Source organism: Brevibacterium sp. XM4083 (genome assembly GCF_006489205.2).
Taxonomy (GTDB): domain Bacteria; phylum Actinomycetota; class Actinomycetes; order Actinomycetales; family Brevibacteriaceae; genus Brevibacterium.
The window spans coordinates 290560-307914 of sequence record NZ_VFYR02000003.1; the positions used below are offsets into that span (position 1 = coordinate 290560).

At 70.2% G+C, this 17355-nt stretch carries 16 protein-coding genes; 4 read left to right on the top strand and 12 right to left on the bottom strand.

Going from position 1 to position 17355, the window contains the following annotated elements:
• Positions 1-60: 60 nt before the first annotated feature.
• From FJ887_RS10595 to FJ887_RS10650, 12 genes are all read right to left on the bottom strand, one after another.
• Positions 61-1761, bottom strand: coding sequence for an ABC1 kinase family protein (locus tag FJ887_RS10595; RefSeq protein ID WP_171007010.1), 1701 nt, complete (start codon positions 1759-1761; stop codon positions 61-63).
• 148 nt (positions 1762-1909) lie between these two features.
• Complete coding sequence (locus tag FJ887_RS10600; protein ID WP_137825021.1) at positions 1910-2704, bottom strand: IclR family transcriptional regulator; 795 nt, start codon at positions 2702-2704, stop codon at positions 1910-1912.
• 3 nt (positions 2705-2707) lie between these two features.
• A complete protein-coding gene (locus FJ887_RS10605) occupies positions 2708-4111 on the bottom strand; it encodes a formimidoylglutamate deiminase (protein ID WP_137825022.1) in 1404 nt (467 codons plus the stop codon).
• Entirely contained in the window at positions 4108-5334 is a 1227-nt protein-coding gene (locus tag FJ887_RS10610; protein ID WP_137825023.1) for an allantoate amidohydrolase, read from the bottom strand. The genes FJ887_RS10605 and FJ887_RS10610 overlap by 4 nt, the downstream gene beginning before the upstream one ends.
• A gap of 1 nt (position 5335) precedes the next feature.
• Entirely contained in the window at positions 5336-7021 is a 1686-nt protein-coding gene (gene hutH / locus FJ887_RS10615) for a histidine ammonia-lyase (RefSeq protein WP_137825024.1), read from the bottom strand.
• 78 nt (positions 7022-7099) lie between these two features.
• On the bottom strand, positions 7100-8416 hold the full coding sequence (locus tag FJ887_RS10620) for a YjiH family protein (RefSeq protein WP_137825025.1): 1317 nt from the start codon (positions 8414-8416) through the stop codon (positions 7100-7102).
• A gap of 17 nt (positions 8417-8433) precedes the next feature.
• Positions 8434-9684: an imidazolonepropionase gene (gene hutI / locus FJ887_RS10625; RefSeq protein WP_137825055.1), complete on the bottom strand. Its 1251-nt coding sequence runs from the start codon at positions 9682-9684 to the stop codon at positions 8434-8436.
• Positions 9684-11441, bottom strand: coding sequence for a urocanate hydratase (gene hutU / locus FJ887_RS10630; RefSeq protein WP_137825026.1), 1758 nt, complete (start codon positions 11439-11441; stop codon positions 9684-9686). Before hutU ends, hutI begins: the two co-directional genes overlap by 1 nt.
• A 194-nt stretch (positions 11442-11635) precedes the next feature.
• On the bottom strand, positions 11636-12133 hold the full coding sequence (locus tag FJ887_RS10635; RefSeq protein ID WP_137825027.1) for a hypothetical protein: 498 nt from the start codon (positions 12131-12133) through the stop codon (positions 11636-11638).
• Between the two features lie 60 nt (positions 12134-12193).
• A complete protein-coding gene (locus tag FJ887_RS10640; RefSeq protein WP_137825028.1) occupies positions 12194-12931 on the bottom strand; it encodes a CPBP family intramembrane glutamic endopeptidase in 738 nt (245 codons plus the stop codon).
• Positions 12932-12995: 64 nt separating this feature from the next.
• Positions 12996-13316: a winged helix-turn-helix domain-containing protein gene (locus tag FJ887_RS10645; protein WP_137825029.1), complete on the bottom strand. Its 321-nt coding sequence runs from the start codon at positions 13314-13316 to the stop codon at positions 12996-12998.
• A complete protein-coding gene (locus FJ887_RS10650; RefSeq protein WP_140955382.1) occupies positions 13313-13735 on the bottom strand; it encodes a hypothetical protein in 423 nt (140 codons plus the stop codon). Before FJ887_RS10650 ends, FJ887_RS10645 begins: the two co-directional genes overlap by 4 nt.
• A gap of 297 nt (positions 13736-14032) precedes the next feature.
• Here FJ887_RS10650 and FJ887_RS10655 point away from each other — a divergent pair, with 297 nt between their 5' ends.
• The 4 genes from FJ887_RS10655 to catA are packed head-to-tail and all read left to right on the top strand — an operon-like array spanning position 14033 to position 17307.
• A complete protein-coding gene (locus FJ887_RS10655; RefSeq protein ID WP_137825031.1) occupies positions 14033-14968 on the top strand; it encodes a LysR family transcriptional regulator in 936 nt (311 codons plus the stop codon).
• Positions 14965-16065 carry a mandelate racemase/muconate lactonizing enzyme family protein gene (locus FJ887_RS10660; RefSeq protein WP_137825032.1) on the top strand — a complete coding sequence of 367 codons (1101 nt, stop codon included), beginning with the start codon at positions 14965-14967 and terminating at the stop codon, positions 16063-16065. Before FJ887_RS10655 ends, FJ887_RS10660 begins: the two co-directional genes overlap by 4 nt.
• Before the next feature lie 59 nt (positions 16066-16124).
• Entirely contained in the window at positions 16125-16400 is a 276-nt protein-coding gene (catC, locus tag FJ887_RS10665; RefSeq protein WP_137825033.1) for a muconolactone Delta-isomerase, read from the top strand.
• Positions 16401-16440: 40 nt separating this feature from the next.
• Positions 16441-17307 (top strand): catechol 1,2-dioxygenase, encoded by an 867-nt coding sequence (gene catA / locus FJ887_RS10670; protein ID WP_137825034.1) that lies wholly within the window; start codon positions 16441-16443, stop codon positions 17305-17307.
• Positions 17308-17355 lie beyond the last annotated feature (48 nt).

Below are 17355 nucleotides of genomic sequence, written 5' to 3' on the forward strand. Positions count from 1 at the left end.
CGCCATGGACCTGGCGCAGAATCAGTGTGGCAGCCGCTGGCGGCCTCATCGCACGCGCCCTCACCGCACGCGGCGGGCCAGCTTCATGAGCTCCTCGGTGACGGTGATGTGGCTGTTGCGCCGGACCGTGAGGTTCCGCCACGTCACCACGGAGACCCCGGCCGCGGCGAGACCGGCGATCGAGACGCCCTTGACCGTCGGTCCCGTCCGGTTCGCCAGCAGCTGCGAGGCGGCGAGCAGCGACGATGACGCCATGAGGCCGTCGATGAGCTTGTCGGTGAGCTCTTCGGGGTCGCGCAGGTTGATCTCCAACCGGGTCTCGCCCTTGCGCAGCTGCTGAACGAGGATCTCGATGTCGCGGGGCAGCTCACGGGCCATCCGAGTCCAGCTCGTCGTCGACCGCACGAGCCGCTCGAGCATCTTCTTCGGACTGTTCTCCCTGATCATGTGCTCACGCAGGTACGGCCCGAGGTACTCCTCCATTGTCACGGTGCTGCCGAGCTGGATGCCGAAGCCCTCGAGCCGCCCCATGACGCGCACGAGCATCGCCAGGTCGCTCGGGAAGCTCAGCTCCTTGTCGTGGAGCAGCTGCATGCACGCGGTCATCGCGGCATTGAGGTCGATGTCCGTCGACGCCGTGTCCTCGGGCAGGTACTGCGCCATCCACTTGTCGACGGCCATCTCGAGGTCTTTGACATCCGTCGAGGCGGGGGCGTTGCAGACGATGAGGAGGATGTCGGTGAGGTCGGAGACGTCACGTCCGACGACGGCGGTGAGGAGGCGGATGACGTCGTTGCGCCGCGGGCCGGCGAGGTAGCCGACATCCCCGTAGTCGAGAAGGACGACATGCTCGGCATCGGGGATGAGGAAGTTCCCCGGATGCGGGTCGGCGTGATAGAGGCCGTTGTCGAAGATCATCGTCATCCACGCGTTCGTCACGTGCTTCGTGAGATCGTCGACACTCCACCCGGCGCCCGTGACATCGGCGCTGGTCTTCGTCTGGACGCCCGGCATCTGCTCCATCGTCAGCACCCCGGTCGCGCTGAGCTCCGGGTAGGGCGTGGGCACGAGCAGCCAGTCGAGTTCGGCGAGCTCTCGGGCGAAGCGCTGCATCGCCCGCAGCTCGTTGGTCAGGTCCATTGCCTGGCTCATCATCTCGGCGAATTCGTCGACCATCTGCGCCGGGTTGAAGCGCGCGAGCTCCGGGTCCGCGGATTCGACGAACCGCGCGACCTTCTTCATGAGGTCGAGGTCGCCGCGGACCTTCTCCTCGGCCCCGGAGTGGAGGACCTTGACGACGGCCGGGGTGCCGTCCTTGAGCACCGCGTGATGCGCCTGCGCCACCGACCCCGAGGCGAAGGGCTCGACATCGAAGGAGGTGAAGAGTTCGCTCACCGGGGCACCGAGGTCGGCCTCGACCCGCTCCTTCGCCCTGCCCGGCGGATCGGCCGGCACTTCGGCTTGGAGCCCGGACAGCGCCTCGGCGATATCGGCGCCCACGAGGTCGGCGCGCATGCTCAACGACTGGCCGAGTTTGATCCAGGTCGTCCCGAGTTCGGTGAACGCCGCGGTGAGCCGCGCGCCGGGCTCGAGTGTGACGAGGTCGGGATCGGCGAACTTCGTCGCGAGGTTCGTGCTGCCGTCCGCGGCGGCGAGCGTGCGCGCGGATCGTTCGGCGATGCCGTAGCGGGCGAGCACCTCGAGGATCTCGCGAGCGCGTCCGGCGTCGCTGCCGAACATTGTCAGATGTGGGGATTCCATGCCTGCTCCTGGGTCTCGCGCGAACCCTCGGTCGGCTCCGCTGCGGTCTGGGGTGGGCACAGTGTAACCGCCGTTCATCGGTGGCGGATGTCAGCGCGGACGATCGCCGAGGCGGTGCCCGGCGAACGCGGTGACCTCAGCTTCGCGGTCAGCGCAGCTTCGCGGTGACCTCGGCGGCAGCGGCGAGCACCCGATCGACGAGGTCGTCGGGCATCTCGGGCGTCGCGGTGGCGTCCCCGGCCCCGGAGGCTTCACCGGTTCCGGCGGACGGCGCTTCGGGCGCGGGCACGGAGAGCCCGATCGCGGCGATCGGGCGGGAGAGCACATCGTAGACGGGGGCGGCGAGCGTCGCGATGCCCGGCGTCACCTCCCCGTGTTCGATCGCCCACCCGGCGCGCCTGGTCTGCGCGAGCAGGGCGCTCAGCTGCCGCACCGACGTCGGGCCCTGTCCTGTGCGGGTGACGAAGGCGGACTCGGACTGGAACATCGCGAGCACCTCGGACTTCGGCAGCTGGGCGAGGATCGCCCGCCCGGTGGCCGTGAGGTAGCTCGGCATCCGCACCCCGGTCGCGGTGACGACGGCGACGGACTTCAGCGACTGCTCCTTGAGCACGTACACCGTCTCCCACCCGCGGATGACGGCGAGCTGCGCCGTCGCCGCCGTGTCTTCGGCGAGCTGGCGCACGACCGGCTGGGCGAGCCGCTGGAGCGGATTCATCCGCAGGTACGAGCTGCCGAGTTCGTGGACGCCGGGCCCGAGGACGAACCCCGGTTCGGTGCGGACGACCAGGCCGAGCTCCTCGAGGACCGCGAGCAGCTCGTAGACGCTCGAGCGCGGCAGGTCGAGGGCGCGCACGAGGGCACCCGCGGAGATCGCCCGGTTCGACGCCGCCAGATGGCGCAGGATCGCCACCGAGCGGCGCAGTGCGGGAACCTCAGCCACGACTCAGCCAGCCGTCCCGGACACATGGGCCTGGGGCGCAGCCGTCGCCATTCCCAGGGCGTCGAACGCCGCGGCGTAGAGATCGGCGATCGGCCCGAGCTCGGTGTGGACGCCGTCGCGGATGCGGACGATGCCGCCGCTCACCGTCATGCGAATGTCTTCGGCGGTGGCGGTGAGGACGATCTGCTCGCCCAGCGACCCCATCGTCCGCATGCTGTCGGTGGTCACGGCGATGAAGTCGCACGCCGCACCGGGGACGAGTTCGCCGACGGGCAGAGCGAGGCTGCGGGCACCCCCGGTCGTCAGGGCGGCGATGAGCTCGGCCGGAGAGAACCGACCGCGCTGGCCGCTGCGCAGCCGCTCCCCGGCCTCGAGTCCCTGCGTCTCCCTCAGAGCATCGAGGACGACGTGCTGGTCGGAGCCGAGCGCGATCGTCGCCCCCGCCTCGGCGAGCTCCCGGGCCGGGCCGATCCCGTCGGCGAGGTCGGCCTCCGTGCACGGGCACATGACGATCGTCGTCGCACCCTGCCCGAGCGTCGCGATGTCGGCCTCGGACAGATGCGTCGCATGGACAGGTGAGAGCGACTCGCTCACGACCCCGGCCCGGGCGAGGACCTGTGTCGGCGTCGTCCCGTAGGCCGCGACCGACGCCTCGTTCTCCGCGGGCTGCTCGGAGAGGTGGACGTGCAGCGGTCCGGACAGTTCGGTGAAGCGCGGCAGGTCCGCGGCGGCGACCGCACGCACCGAATGGATCGCGGCACCGAGGTGGACGAAGCTCTCCCCGGGTGCGCCGACGGGGAACTCGGCGGCGAGATCCTCACCGAGGCGCGCGTGCCGCTCGAGGTAACCGGCGATCGTCCCATCGCCGAAGCGCGCCTGCTCACGGCTCAGTTCGGCACCGATGCCGCCGGTGAGGTAGGCGGTGTCGAGGAGGCGGATCCGGATGCCCGCCGAGGCGGCCGCCCGGGCCAGCGCCCGCTCCATCGCGTGCGGGGCAGAGCCGGACTCCGTGCCGTAGGGGGTGCCGTCGGGCGCGTGGTGGACGTAGTGGAACTCGCCGACCGCGGTGTACCCGCCGGCGAGCATCTCCGCGAAGACGGCCCGGGCCACGGTTTCGTAGTTCTCCGGGGTCAGTCGGCCGGCGATCGAGTACATGACCTCCCGCCATGTCCAGAACGTGCCGCCGTCACCGTGGGTGCGACCGCGCAGCATCCGGTGGAACGCATGGGAGTGGGCGTTGACTCCGCCGGGGAGGACGAGACCGGGGACCACCTCGGCGCCCTCCGGCGGGACGGCGATGCCGGTGTCGACCGCGGTGAGCGTGCCCGTGTCATCGACGGTGAGGAGGACGCCGGTGGCGACCGCGCCGTCGACCCAGGCCGACGCGCACCAGAATGCGGTGCTCATCGGTCACCGCCGACGCCGAGTTCGCCCTCGAGGACGGCGACGAGCGCGTCGACGCCCGCCCGCGCATCATCGTCCTCGCAGGCCTCTTCCGGCGCGTGCGAGACGCCGGTCGGATTGCGGACGTAGAGCATCGCCGAGGGCACGTGCGGGGCGAGGATGCCCGCGTCGTGGCCGGCCCCCGAGGGCAGCATCGGCGCGGTGGGGAGCACCGCGCGCAGCCGGTCGTTGAGCTCGGCGGTGAAGCGCGTCGTCGGGGAGTACGACTCCTGCGAGACCTCGACCCTGACACCCGTGTCCGCGGCGTGGTCCCGGGCGCGGGCGGTGATCGCCTCGAGCACCTGCTCGACGACGCCATCGTCCTCGTGGCGGATGTCGAGCCAGAAGCTCATGCCCGAGGCGATGACGTTCGTCCCGCCCGGATGGATGAGGGTGCGCCCGACGGTGGCGACGGCAGTCGCGTCAGTGGCGGCCGCTAGGGTCGGAATGTCGCCGATCACGCGGGAGGCCGCGACCACGGGGTCGGCGCGGTGGCTCATCGGGGTCGTCCCCGCGTGGTTGCCCTGACCGGCGAACGCGAAGTGCCACCGACCGTGTCCGATGATGGAGGTGCCGATGGCCACAGCCTGATCAGTGCCGGCCAGCCCGATGCCCTGTTCGACGTGGAGTTCGATGAACGAGCCGATGCCCTGCAGCCGCTGTGGGTCCGCGCCCATGCGTTCGGGGTCGAGGCCGTAGCCGCGGGCGACATCGGCGAAGGTGTCACCGTTCGCGTCCCTTAAGTCCAGAGCCCGCGCGGAGTCGATCGCACCGGTGATGAGCCGCGAGCCGAGGCAGGCGACCCCGAACCGCGACCCCTCCTCCTCAGGGAAGACGGCGAGCGCGAGCGGACGGCCGGCGGAGTCGAGTGCCCCGGAGGCCTTGAGGTCGTCGAAGGCAGCGAGCGCCGAGGCGACCCCGAGCGGCCCGTCGAACGCCCCGCCGCCGGGGACGGAGTCGAGGTGGGAGCCGGTGACGACGGCGTCGTCGCCCGGTGCGGTCGCCCACGCCCACGTGATGCCGTTCGCGTCGATCTCGGTGTCGAGGCCGCGGCGGTCCGCCTCGGCGAGGAACCACGTGCGCAGCTCCCGTTCCGTGGCGGAGAACCCGGGCCGCTGGTACCCGGGTCCGCGCGGATCCCGACCGGTGTCGGCGATCTGGGCGAGGAGGGAGACGACGTCGCTCATCTCACTTGTCCTCGTGGTATTCGGTCGTCGCCGCGGCCGTGCCCGAGGCCTCGGCGGCGGCCTCGAGGTTGCCGAGCGCGGTGAAGTCGGGATCGTTGACGGCCGGGCCGCCGCCCACGGGCTGCCAGGTGCCGGCGGCCGCGGTGACGGTGTGGGCGAGCGGGGTGACCGCCTCGGCGGCGGCGACGAGGGATCCGTCTTTGACCTTCGCGATGGTCTCGGCGAGTTCCGGGGAGAGGAACCGGTCGGGGCCGGGACCGGGCACGGTCTCCCGGATTGCGGCGATGACGGCGCCGGTGACCGGGGCCGGATCAGCCTCGCGCATGTCGCAGGCCCGGGATGCCGCATAGAGCTCGATGCCGATGACGCTCGCGAGGTTGTCGACGACCTGGCGCAGCTTGCGTGCCGCCGACCAGCCCATCGACACGTGGTCCTCCTGCATCGCCGAGGACGGGATCGAGTCGACCGAGGCGGGGGCGGCATTGCGCTTGGCCTCGGAGACCATGGCCGCCTGCGTGTAGTGGGCGATCATCAGACCGGAGTCGACTCCGGCGTCGTCGGCGAGGAACGGGGTGAGCCCCTGGTTGCGGGCGACGTCCATGAGGCGGTCGGTGCGGCGTTCGGCCATCGAGGCGACATCGGCGGCGACGATCGCGAGGAAGTCCAGCGCGTGGGCCAAGGGCGCGCCGTGGAAGTTGCCGTTCGAGGAGACCATGCCGTTGGTGAGGACGACGGGGTTGTCGATCGCGGCCCGCAGTTCGCGTTCGGCGACCTGAGTGGCGAAGGCGACGGCGTCGCGGGCGGCGCCGTTGACCTGCGGGGCGCAGCGCATCGAGTACGCGTCCTGGACGAGGTGGGTCGAATCCCGGTGGCTCGCGGTGATGCCCGACCCGTGGAGGGCGGCGAGCATGTTGGACGCCGAGGCGGCCTGACCGTCGTGGGGGCGCAGCGGGTAGTGGAGTTCGGGGGCGAAGACAGCGTCGGTGCCGAAGAGCCCTTCGATGCTCATCGCCGCGGACACGTCGACGGCGGTGAGCAGGCTCTCGAGGTCGGTGAGGGCCATGATGAGCATGCCGAGCATGCCGTCGGTGCCGTTGACGAGTGCGAGCCCCTCCTTCTCGGCGAGCGTGACTGGGGTGATCCCGGCCTGCGCGAGGATCTCATCGGCGGGCCCGGCGACGCCGTCGGGGCCTTCGGCGACGCCCTCGCCCATGACGACGAGCGCACACGCCGACAGCGGCGCGAGGTCACCGGAGCACCCGAGGGACCCGTATTCGTGGACGACGGGGGTGATTCCGGCATTGAGCAGGTCGACGTAGGTCTGGAGCACCTCGGCGCGGACACCGGTGCGTCCGGTCGCCAGTGTCCGGGCGCGCAGGAGCATGAGCGCCCGCACGACCTCGCGCTCGACGGGGGCGCCGACACCGGCGGCATGGGAGCGGATGAGCGACTTCTGCAGCTGGGTGCGCAGCTCGGCGGGGATGTGCCGCTGGGCGAGCGCCCCGAAACCGGTCGAGACGCCGTAGACGGGCTTCGGCGCGGCAGCGAGCGCATCGATCGCCTCCCGATACGTGCCGACGCGAGCCAGGGTCGTCTCGCTCAGGGCCACCTTCGCATCGTGGCGGGCGACGTCGACGACGTCGGCGAAGGTGAGGGTATCGGGGTCGAGATCGATGACAGCGGACATCGCTGGGCCTTTCGTCGGGGTGGGAAACAGGTGGCGGATGGATGGTCGGTGGGACGGGCGTTCACAGCGTAGTCGCTGTCAGAGCAGCAGGTGGGCGAGCGGGGCGGCGATGAGGATGGTGAGGACGACGCGTTCGAACCAGATGATGACGAGCGCGCCGACGGAGATCGGGATCTCCGTGGCGAGGATCGAGGGCACCATCGCGGAGAAGAAGATGATCGCGGCGACTGAGACGACGGCGATCGTGAAGCGCAGCACGAGGTCGTCGGAGCCGGCGACCTGGGTGGCCGGCAGGAACATCTCGACGAGTCCGAGCGCCGAGGCCTTGCCGGCGAGCACGGGATCGGAGAGCTGCGTGACCCACGTGAAGGGCACGAAGATCCACCCGAGCCAGTCGAAGATCGGCGTGTACTTCGCCAGGAGCAGGCCGATGAGTCCGACGGAGAGGATCGAGGGCAGGATCGAGGCGGCCATGAGCAGACCGTCGCGGAAGTTGAGCCAGAGGTTGCGGCCGAGGCTCGGCGTCTCGGCGAGCGTCGCCTTCGCCTCCCGCCACGCAATGCGGAAGCGGTGCTTCGTCACCGTCTCCTCCGGCTGCGGGGTCGCCCCCGGGAAGTACGTGTCGGGGATCGATCGCAGCGGCGGCAGGTGGACGGTGACGGCCGTGACGACGAACGTGACGACGAGGGTGAAGAAGAAGTAGAGGAGCCAGTGGTCCATGAGGTCGAGCGTCTTGGCGACGACGATCATGAACGTCGCCGACACGGTCGAGAACCCGGTCGCGATGATCGCGGCCTCCCGCGCCGTGTACTTGCCCTCCTTGTAGACCCGGTTGGTGATGAGCAGACCGAGGGAGTAGCTGCCGACGAACGAGGCGACGGCGTCGATGGCCGACCGGCCCGGCGTCCTGAACACCGGGCGCATGATCGGCTGGACGAGGACGCCGATGAACTCCATGAGCCCGTACCCGACGAGGAGGGCGAGGAAGATCGCGCCGACGGGGACGATGAGGCCGACGGGGATGACGAGTTTGTCCCAGAGGAACGGGCCGATGTCCTCGGCGGCGAGCCAGGCGGGCGGGGCGGTGAGGATGAGGACGGCGACGACGAGGCCGGCGACGCCGAGGACCGCGAAGATCCCCTTCGTCACCGACGACTTCCACGTGCCGGTGACGAAGGGGCGAACGGCCCCGAGGAGGATGAGGGCGACGACGATGAACGGCACGACCGGGCCCGCGAACGTGCGGATGGCCGTGACGATGTGGTCGAGCGGGATCGTCGAGACCCCGGCGATCGTGACGGGAACGAAGAACATGACGATCCCGATGGCGCTGTAGGCGAAGAACCGCCAGGTGCCGGCGGGTCTCGTCTGCGCAGGGGTGGTCGGGGTGGTCATGATTCTCCTTCGAATCCTCAGTCCGCCGAGGTGGTCGGACGGTTGTCGGCGACGAGCTCACCGTCGCGGTAGACGCGGTCGACGAGCTGGACTCCGGGCCGGTAGGCCAGGTGCCGGTGGCTGGGGGCGTCGAGGACCGTGAGGTCGGCCCGGGCCCCGGCGCCGAGGTGGCCGATGTCGGTGCGATCGAGCGCGTGGGCGCCGCCGGCGGTCGCCGCCCACACGGCCTGGTCGACGGTGAAGTGCATATCGCGCACGGCCACGGCGATGCAGAAGGGCATGCTGTTGGTGAAGCACGATCCGGGGTTGCAGTCGGTGGCGATCGCGATGTTCACCCCGGCCGCGAGGTAGCGGCGGACGTCGGGGTAGGGCTGTCGGGTCGAGAACTCGACGCCGGGCAGCAGGGTGACGACGGTGCCTGCGGCGGCGAGGACGGCGAGGTCCTCATCGGAGGCGAAGGTCGCATGGTCGACGGAGACGCAGCCGAGTTCGGCCCCGAGCTGGAGCGCCCCGCCGGCGGTGAGCTGGTTCGCGTGGAGGCGCGGCCGCAGTCCCGCGGCGACGCCGGCCTCGACGATCCGCCGGGTGTGGTCCTCGTCGAACGCACCCTCTTCGCAGAACACGTCGATCCACTTCGCCAGGCCGGACGCGGCGGGGATGATCTCGTCGATGATGAGGCTGACGTAGGCCTCCGGGTCGTCCTTGTGCTCCGGCGGCACGACATGGGCGGCCATGAGCGTGGACTCCGGGGTGTGGCGGCCGATGATCTCGAGCGCCCGGATCTCGTCGGCGAGGTCGAGTCCGTAGCCGGACTTGATCTCGAACGTCGTCGTGCCGGACCGGGTGGCCTGGTCGAGGAGGTGGACGAGGTTGGCCTCGAGCTCCTCGTCGCTGGCCGCACGGGTCGCCGCGACCGTCGTCGCGATGCCCCCGGCGGAGTACTTCTCCCCCGCCATCCGGGCGGCGAACTCCGCCGAGCGGTCACCGGCGAAGATGAGGTGGTTGTGGCTGTCGACGAAGCCGGGAAGAACGGCCCGACCGCCGAGGTCGATCGTCTCGACCTCGGCGTCGGGGGCGGTGAGCAGGAGCGCTGCCAGGGCGGCGTCCGCCTCGGCGGCGGGACCGGACCAGGCGATGGTCTCACCGTCGATGATCACCGCGGCGTCGGTGAGGGCGAAGAGGTCTCCCGCGCCGAGGCTGGGGCGGGCCATGAGCTCGGTGGGGTCCGAGTTCGTGACGAGTTCGCTGATGCCGGTGAGGAGCTTCATCACTGGGCTGCCGATTCCTCGTCGCGGACGTCGAGTTCGGGGATCATCGGGATGCGCATGCCGCGCTGCCCGGCGACCTCGACGGCGCGGTCGTAGCCGGCGTCGACGTGGCGGATGACGCCCATGCCGGGGTCGTTGGTGAGCAGGCGGGCGAGCTTCTTCGCCGCGAGCTCCGTGCCGTCGGCCACGGACACCTGTCCGGCGTGGATGGACCGTCCGATGCCGACGCCGCCGCCGTGGTGGATCGAGACCCACGTAGCGCCCGAGGAGGTGTTGACGAGGGCGTTGAGCAGCGGCCAGTCGGCGACTGCGTCAGTGCCATCGAGCATCGACTCGGTCTCCCGGTAGGGGCTGGCGACGGACCCGGAGTCGAGGTGGTCGCGGCCGATGACGATCGGGGCCGAGACCTTGCCCTCGGCGACGAGCTGGTTGAAGAGCAGACCGGCCTGGTGGCGCTCCTTGTAGCCGAGCCAGCAGATGCGGGCCGGCAGTCCCTCGAACTCGACGTATTCGGCGGCGGCGTCGAGCCAGCGGTGGAGGGACTCGTTCTCCGGGAAGAGCTCCTTGAGGGCGGCGTCGGTGACCTCGATGTCCTTCGGGTCGCCGGAGAGCGCGACCCAGCGGAACGGTCCGAGGCCTTCGCAGAAGAGGGGACGGATGTAGGCGGGGACGAAGCCGGGGAACGCGAAGGCGCGGTCGTAGCCGGCCTTGCGTGCTTCGTCGCGGATCGAGTTGCCGTAGTCGAACACCTCGGCGCCGCGGTCCTGGAACTCGACCATGGCCTTGACGTGGGCGGCCATCGCCTCTTCGGCGCGCAGCGTGAACTTCTCCGCGTCCTGCTCGGCCTCGGTCTGCCAGTCGTCGAGGCTGACGCCGAGCGGCAGGTAGGACAGCGGGTCGTGGGCCGAGGTCTGGTCGGTGACGATGTCGACCTCGGCGGCCTCGGGACGGTCGAGGATGAGCGGGAGGATCTCCGCGGCGTTGCCGACGAGTCCGACGGAGAGTGCCTGCTTGTTCCGCTTCGCCTCGATGACCTTGGCGAGCGCGGTGTCGAGGTCGGTCTCGACCTCGTCGAGGTAGCGCTTGGCCTGGCGGCGGTCGAGGCGGGTCCGGTCGACGTCGATGATGAGGCAGGCGCCGCCGTTGAGGGTGACGGCCAGCGGCTGGGCGCCGCCCATGCCGCCGCAGCCGGCGGTGACGGTGAGGGTGCCGGCCAGCGTCCCGTCGAAGCGCTTGCGGGCGATCGCCCCGAAGGTCTCGTAGGTGCCCTGGAGGATGCCCTGGGTGGCGATGTAGATCCAGGAGCCCGCGGTCATCTGGCCGTACATCATCAGGCCTTCGGCTTCGAGGGCGCGGAAGTGCTCCCAGTTCGCCCAGTCGCCGACGAGGTTGGAGTTCGCGATGAGCACGCGGGGCGCCCATTCGTTGGTCCGGAGCACGCCGACGGGCTTGCCGGACTGGACGAGCAGCGTCTCATCGTCCTCGAGGTCGTTCAGCGTTCGCACGATCGCGTCGTAGGCCTCCCACGAGCGGGCGGCACGGCCGGTGCCGCCGTAGACGACGAGGTCCTCGGGGCGTTCGGCGACCTCGGGGTCGAGGTTGTTCATGAGCATCCGCTTCGCGGCTTCGGTCTGCCAGCTCTTCGCAGTGATCTCAGGTCCGCGGTCGGCGCGGATGACCCGGGTCGGGTCGTGCTGGGTGAACGACGGTGCGGTCGCCGAGGTGGTCGCGGCGCCGGTTTCGGACGTGGCGGTCATGGGATTCCCTTTCGTGGGGTCCCGCACGGGGACCTGAGCTCAGTTCGACCGGTGTCCGACGGAGTGGATTCCCGATCGTGGCCTGACGGTGAGAGGCCGTCGGGGCCGAATCGTCTCTGACTACCCTTCCATTGTGTCCGCTGGGAGCGCGGACGGAAGTGGTCTGGCCCAAGTTCCGTCCGATATTTCGGACACTATCCGCCGGCGACCGTGACGGTGCGGCGGCGCCGCTGGCCGGTCGCAAGGCCGAGGCAGAGCACGAAGACGGCGAGCGGCCGGTCGAGACCGTCGAACTCGGCGCCGATGACGCGGCTCGACCAGCCGGTGCGGCCGATCCGGCCGCAGAGCGCACCGTCGCCGTCGCGCAGCTCGAGGTCACGCGAGTCCGGGGCCGGTGCGAGGCGGTAGTCGCGGTCTCCCGCCGCGATGGTCCACCCGGTGGTTCCGGTGCGCTCGGCGGTCGCCACCGGCTGCGCCGACCCGTCGGGTGCGTTAGCGTGCGCCGCTGGGCGCAGAGTGTATGCGGTCCCGAAGGACCCGCTGGTCAGTGCGAAGCGAGCGCCGTCGATGTCGATCTCACCGCCTCGGCGCAGGGTGCGTGAGCCGATCCGCGTCGCCGGGAACCCGGCACCCGTGATCTCATAGCGGGCCGGGATGCCGGTGCGGCGGGAGTGCAGTGTCAGCGTGGTCATGGTTCCTCCTGGTCAGGTGGGCGGATGGGGTGGCGACAGGGTGTTTGGGGTGGGTGGCGGTCAGCCGCCGAGGGCGGGTGCGACGAGGAATGCGAGCCCGGTGCTGAAGAGATTGAAGATGATGTGCGCGATGATGCCCGGCCATACCGAGCCGCTGCGTCGCCGGAGTTCGCCGGTGATGAGGCCGACGATGAAGGCCGAGAGCATCGTCTGCGGAACGCCGTGGAGGATCGTGAAGAGCAGTGCGCTGCCGACGACCCCGACGATCGCACCGTACCGCAGCAGCACGGTGGTGACGACGCCGCGGAAGAACAGCTCCTCCCCGATCGGGGTGAGCACCCCGAGGAGCACGAGTCCGAGCAGCAGGGGAACGAGTCCGGTCGCCGCGGTCTGCGACCAGTCGCTCTGCGCATTGCCCGAGTCCCCGGTCACCGCGACGTAGACCCAGGTGGCCGGGAACTTCAGTGCGAAGGCGATGAGACCGCCGAGGACTCCGAGGAGCAGCCACCGGCCGGCGGTGGGGCGCAGCCCGAAGGCGGAGGCGGAGCGGAGGCGCACGGCCACCGCGGCGGCGAATCCCCCGGTGCCGGCGATGAACGACAGACCCATGAGGACGATGCTGAATGCCTCGGGGCTGATGGCGGGTTTGAGGAGGAACGTCAGCCCGAGGGTGAGGGCGACGAAGACGGCGAAGCCGACGCCGAGCTCGATCCACCCTGGCCGGCGCCCCTGGGGAGTCGGCGATGAGGTCGGGGTGTCGACGGAATTCGGGCGCGACGGGGTAGGGACAGTGGACATGGTGGTCTCCTCACCGGCCTCGATGCCCGCGCAGGGCGGCCGATTCAGTCAGTGGTGGATGGGGTCAATCTGTGGTGGTGGGGGCGGCGAGTGGATTCGCGGCGATGGCGCTGAGCGTCTCCCAGTGCGCGGCGAAGGCCGCCTGGCCCTCGGGTGTCAGGGACAGCCAGGTGCGGGCGCGCTTGCCGACGAATCCCTTGCGGATGTCGACGTATCCGGCTTCCTCGAGGACCCGCATGTGCTGGGAGAGCAGTGATTCGCTGACCTCGAGGGTCTCGCGCAGAGCCTTGAAGTCGGCTTCTCCCGTCGCGGCGAGCGCCGCCATGAGGGAGAACCGCACCGGGGCGTGGATGCGCGGATCGAGGGAGTGGCGCGGATGGCTCATCGGCGATTCCTCCTTCCCGCCCGGGCCGCCTCGGCGAAGGCCGGCAGCGCGACGACGGTCCCCATGAGCAGCCACAGATCCATCCGGTCTCCGAGGACGACGGGCCCGACCCAGGCGACGGCGACCGCGTAGAGGATCGCCCAGGCCGCGACCCATCTCCAGGTGTGGGCCCTGCTCGCCGGGCGGATCTCCTGGCGGGACTTCCAGCGGTAGAGGAGTCCGGCCCCGACGACCACGGCGAGGGTGAAGAGGAGCCCGTCCCAGGTGCCGCGCACCGCGGGCAGGGCGCCGATGATGATGATCGTCACGAGGCCGAAGCCGACCATCATCGGCGGATACCACGCGCCTCTGCGCCGGACGTCGTCGCCGGCCCGCTCGGCCCGGGCGAGCATCTCGCGCGGGTCGTCGTCCTCGATCATCACGGTCGCACCTCCTCATCGCAGCCTCGGCGGAGCACGATCAGCTCCGCACTCACTCACTTTAATACCACTAAAGTGCATGCACAACGGTGAATTCCATGAGCGCCTGCGCAGGCGACCGGACGACTGCGATTCATGCACTGAACGTCTCAATCAAGACGAAATCTGTTCTTTAAAAGTCCTGCCCCCGCGCATAGTCTGACGACACACCCTCGAGATCACTGGAAGAGGAACGACGATGTTCATCCCACCCGCACCCGCCGCGCCGACCGGCGGCCCGCTCACCCCCGCGCGGGCATGATGCTCGAGACCCGCCAGCTGCAGTACTTCGCGATGGTCGCCAGGGAACGCCATTTCGGGCGGGCCGCCGAGCGCCTCAGCCTCGCCCAGCCCTACCTCTCGCAGCAGATCCGCAAACTCGAACGGCAGCTCGGCACAACCCTGCTCCACCGCACAACGCGCTCGGTCACCGTCACCCCGGCCGGCGCTCACCTGCTCGAGGAGGCCGAACGGGTGCTCGCCGAACTCGACACCCTCGGCACCGAGGTCGGTCTCATCGGCTCCGGGCTCCAGGGCCCGCTGCGCCTCGGCTTCACCGGGTCGACGACGTACGGGGTGATGCCGCAGGTGGTGCGCCGCACCGCGGCGCTGGCCCCGCGCCTGCAACTGAGCGTGAGCGGCGAGATGATCACCCCGCAGCTTGTCACCCAGCTGCTCGACCGCACCATCGACATCGCCCTGCTGCGCGGCACCACCCCGGCAACGGGACTGCTGTGCCAGATCATCGGCTCCGAACCCTGCATCGCCGCACTCCCCTCGGATTCGGACCTCGTCGACGCCGAGGCGATCACGGCCGCCGACATCAGCGGCCGCGTCCTCGTCGGCTACCCGGAGACCTCGGTGATGTCGACGACGACGGCGAACTTCCTCGGCGCTCACCGTCGGACCCCGGACTACGCGATCCGCGCGTCCCAGACCTCGACGCTCATGTCCCTCATCGCCGCGGGACTGGGCATGGCGGTCGTCCCGGGCACCGCCTCGGCGCTGGCGCTGCCCGGCGTCGAATTCCGCCCGATCGTCGACGCCCCGTGCACCGAGCTCTCCCTGGCCCGGCGGGTCGATGACGACTCCCGGGCGACGGAGCGGATGACGGCGATCATCACCGAGGTCGTCTCCGCGGCCATCGCCGAACCTGCTGTCACCGCAGCGATCGCCGAGGAGGACGCGTCATGAGGATCACCGCCGTCGAGACCGTGCCCTACCGCATCCCCATGCGCAAACCGCTCGCGTTCGCCAGCGGCGCAGTCGACCACATCGAGCACGTCCTGCTGCGCCTGCACACCGACGAGGGGCTGACCGGCTGCGCCGACATCCCGCCCCGGCCGTATACGTACGGGGAGACCCTGGCTTCCGTCATCGCCGTCATCGACGGCGTCTTCGCCGAGGCGCTCCTCGGCGCCGATCCGCTCGACCGAGCCGGCATCCACGCCTGCCTGCGCCGCACCGTCGGCAACCACACCGCGAAGGGCGGCATCGACGTCGCCCTCTGGGACCTCATCGGGCAGGCGGCCGGGGTGTCCGTGCACCGGCTGCTCGGCGGGTACTGCGAGTCGCTCGCCGTGACCCACATGCTCGGGTTCGCCCCCACCGAGGCGGTCGTCGACGAAGCGCTCGCGTTCATCGACACGCACGGGGTGCGGTCGTTCAAGATCAAAGTCGGCCGGCGCCCGGTCGGCATCGACGTCGACCTCGTCACCGCGCTGCGGGAGGCCGTGGGCCCCGACGTCCTCCTCTACCTCGACGCCAACCGCGGGTGGACGGCCACCGAGGCCGCGCAGATGCTCGCGGGCACGACGGGGGCGGATCTGCGGTTCTTCGAGGAGCCCGACGACGCCGCCGAGGTGCTCGGCCGCCGCCGCCTCGTCGCGACCTCCCCGATCCCGATCGTCGCCGACGAGTCGGCTCCCGATCTCGGCGCGGCGGCCCGGGAGATCCACACGGGCGGGGCGAGCGCCCTGTCGATCAAGACCGCACGCACCGGGTTCACGGAGTCGGGCAAGATCCTCGCCTTCGCCGAGGCGCTCGGCCTCGACGTCCTCATGGGCAACCAGATCGACACCCAGCTCGGCAGCATCGCCACCGTGACCTTCGGTGCCGCCTTCGAGCACTCCTCGCGCTACCCCGCAGAGCTCTCCAACTTCCTCGACATGGCCGACGACCTCGCCGCCGAACCGCTGCGCATCGTCGACGGTCGCGTCGCCGCCCCCACCGCCCCGGGCGTCGGCACGGTCGTCGATGAGGACAAACTCGCCCACTACCGCATCGACTGACCCGCCCGACTCCGCTGTCCCGCCCGACGACGCAGAGTCGACAACCGAAGGAGCCTCCCATGCTGTACCTCGTGAGAATGGACGTCACCCTTCCCACCGACCTCTCCGCGGCCGAGACGACGGCGCTGCTCGCCCGCGAGAAGGCCTACTCCCAGGAGCTGCAGCGCGACGGCCGGTGGAAGGAGCTCTGGCGCATCGTCGGGGAGTACGCGAACTTCTCGGTCTTCGATGTCGCCGACAATGACGAACTCCATGAGCTGCTCAGCGGCCTGCCGCTCTTCCCGCATATGCGCCTCCACGTCACGCCTCTGGCCACCCACCCCTCCCACATCTGACGCCGCACGACGATCCGCCATCACCCCAAGGAGAGAGACAATGTCCGAGAACAGCTTCCAGTCCGAAGTCACGGCGAAGGCCGCCGAATCCGGCGCCAACGCCTCGGCCCGCTTCCGCGAACGCCAGGCACAGGGCGGCACCGCCGCTGTCGACCAGGAGCGGGTCGCCCGGCTCGCCGGCAAGGCGATCAAGGCGCTCAACGACCTCGTCGTCGAGGAGCAGCTGAGCTACGAGGAGTACAACGCGTTCAAAGCGTGGCTCATCAAAGTCGGTGAGGACGGCGAATGGCCGCTCTTCCTCGACGTGTGGCTCGAGCACTCCGTCGAAGAGGTCGCCAATGCCGACCGGGAGGGGTCGAAGGGCACGATCGAAGGGCCGTACTACCTCGGCGGCTCACCGGAGCTGGAGTGGAACGGCACGATCCCGATGCGCGACGACGAACCGGGCACACCGTTCGTCTTCAAGGGCCAGGTCACCGCGGTCGACGGCACTCCGCTGCCGGGGGCGAAGCTCGAGCTCTGGCATGCCGACAACCTCGGCTTCTATTCGCAGTTCGCGCCGGGGCTGCCGGAGTGGAACCTGCGGGGGACGTTCACGGCCAACGACAACGGCGAGTACGAGATCCACACGATCCGGCCCGCGCCCTATCAGATCCCGACCGATGGGGCGTGCGGTCAGCTCATCGCGGCAGCCGGGTGGCATGCGTGGCGTCCCGCGCACCTGCATTTCAAGGTGCACGCGCCGGAGCACCAGCTCATCACCTCGCAGCTCTACTTCCCCGGTGATCCGCACAATGACGACGACATCGCCTCGGCGGTCAAGCCCGAACTCCTCCTCGACCCGCAGCCGAACCCCGACGGCGAGGGAGAGGTCACCGTCTACGACTTCGTCCTCGATCCCGCCTGAGGACCCGTTACGCGCTGAACTGACGGTCGCCTCGGCGGGGAATATCGC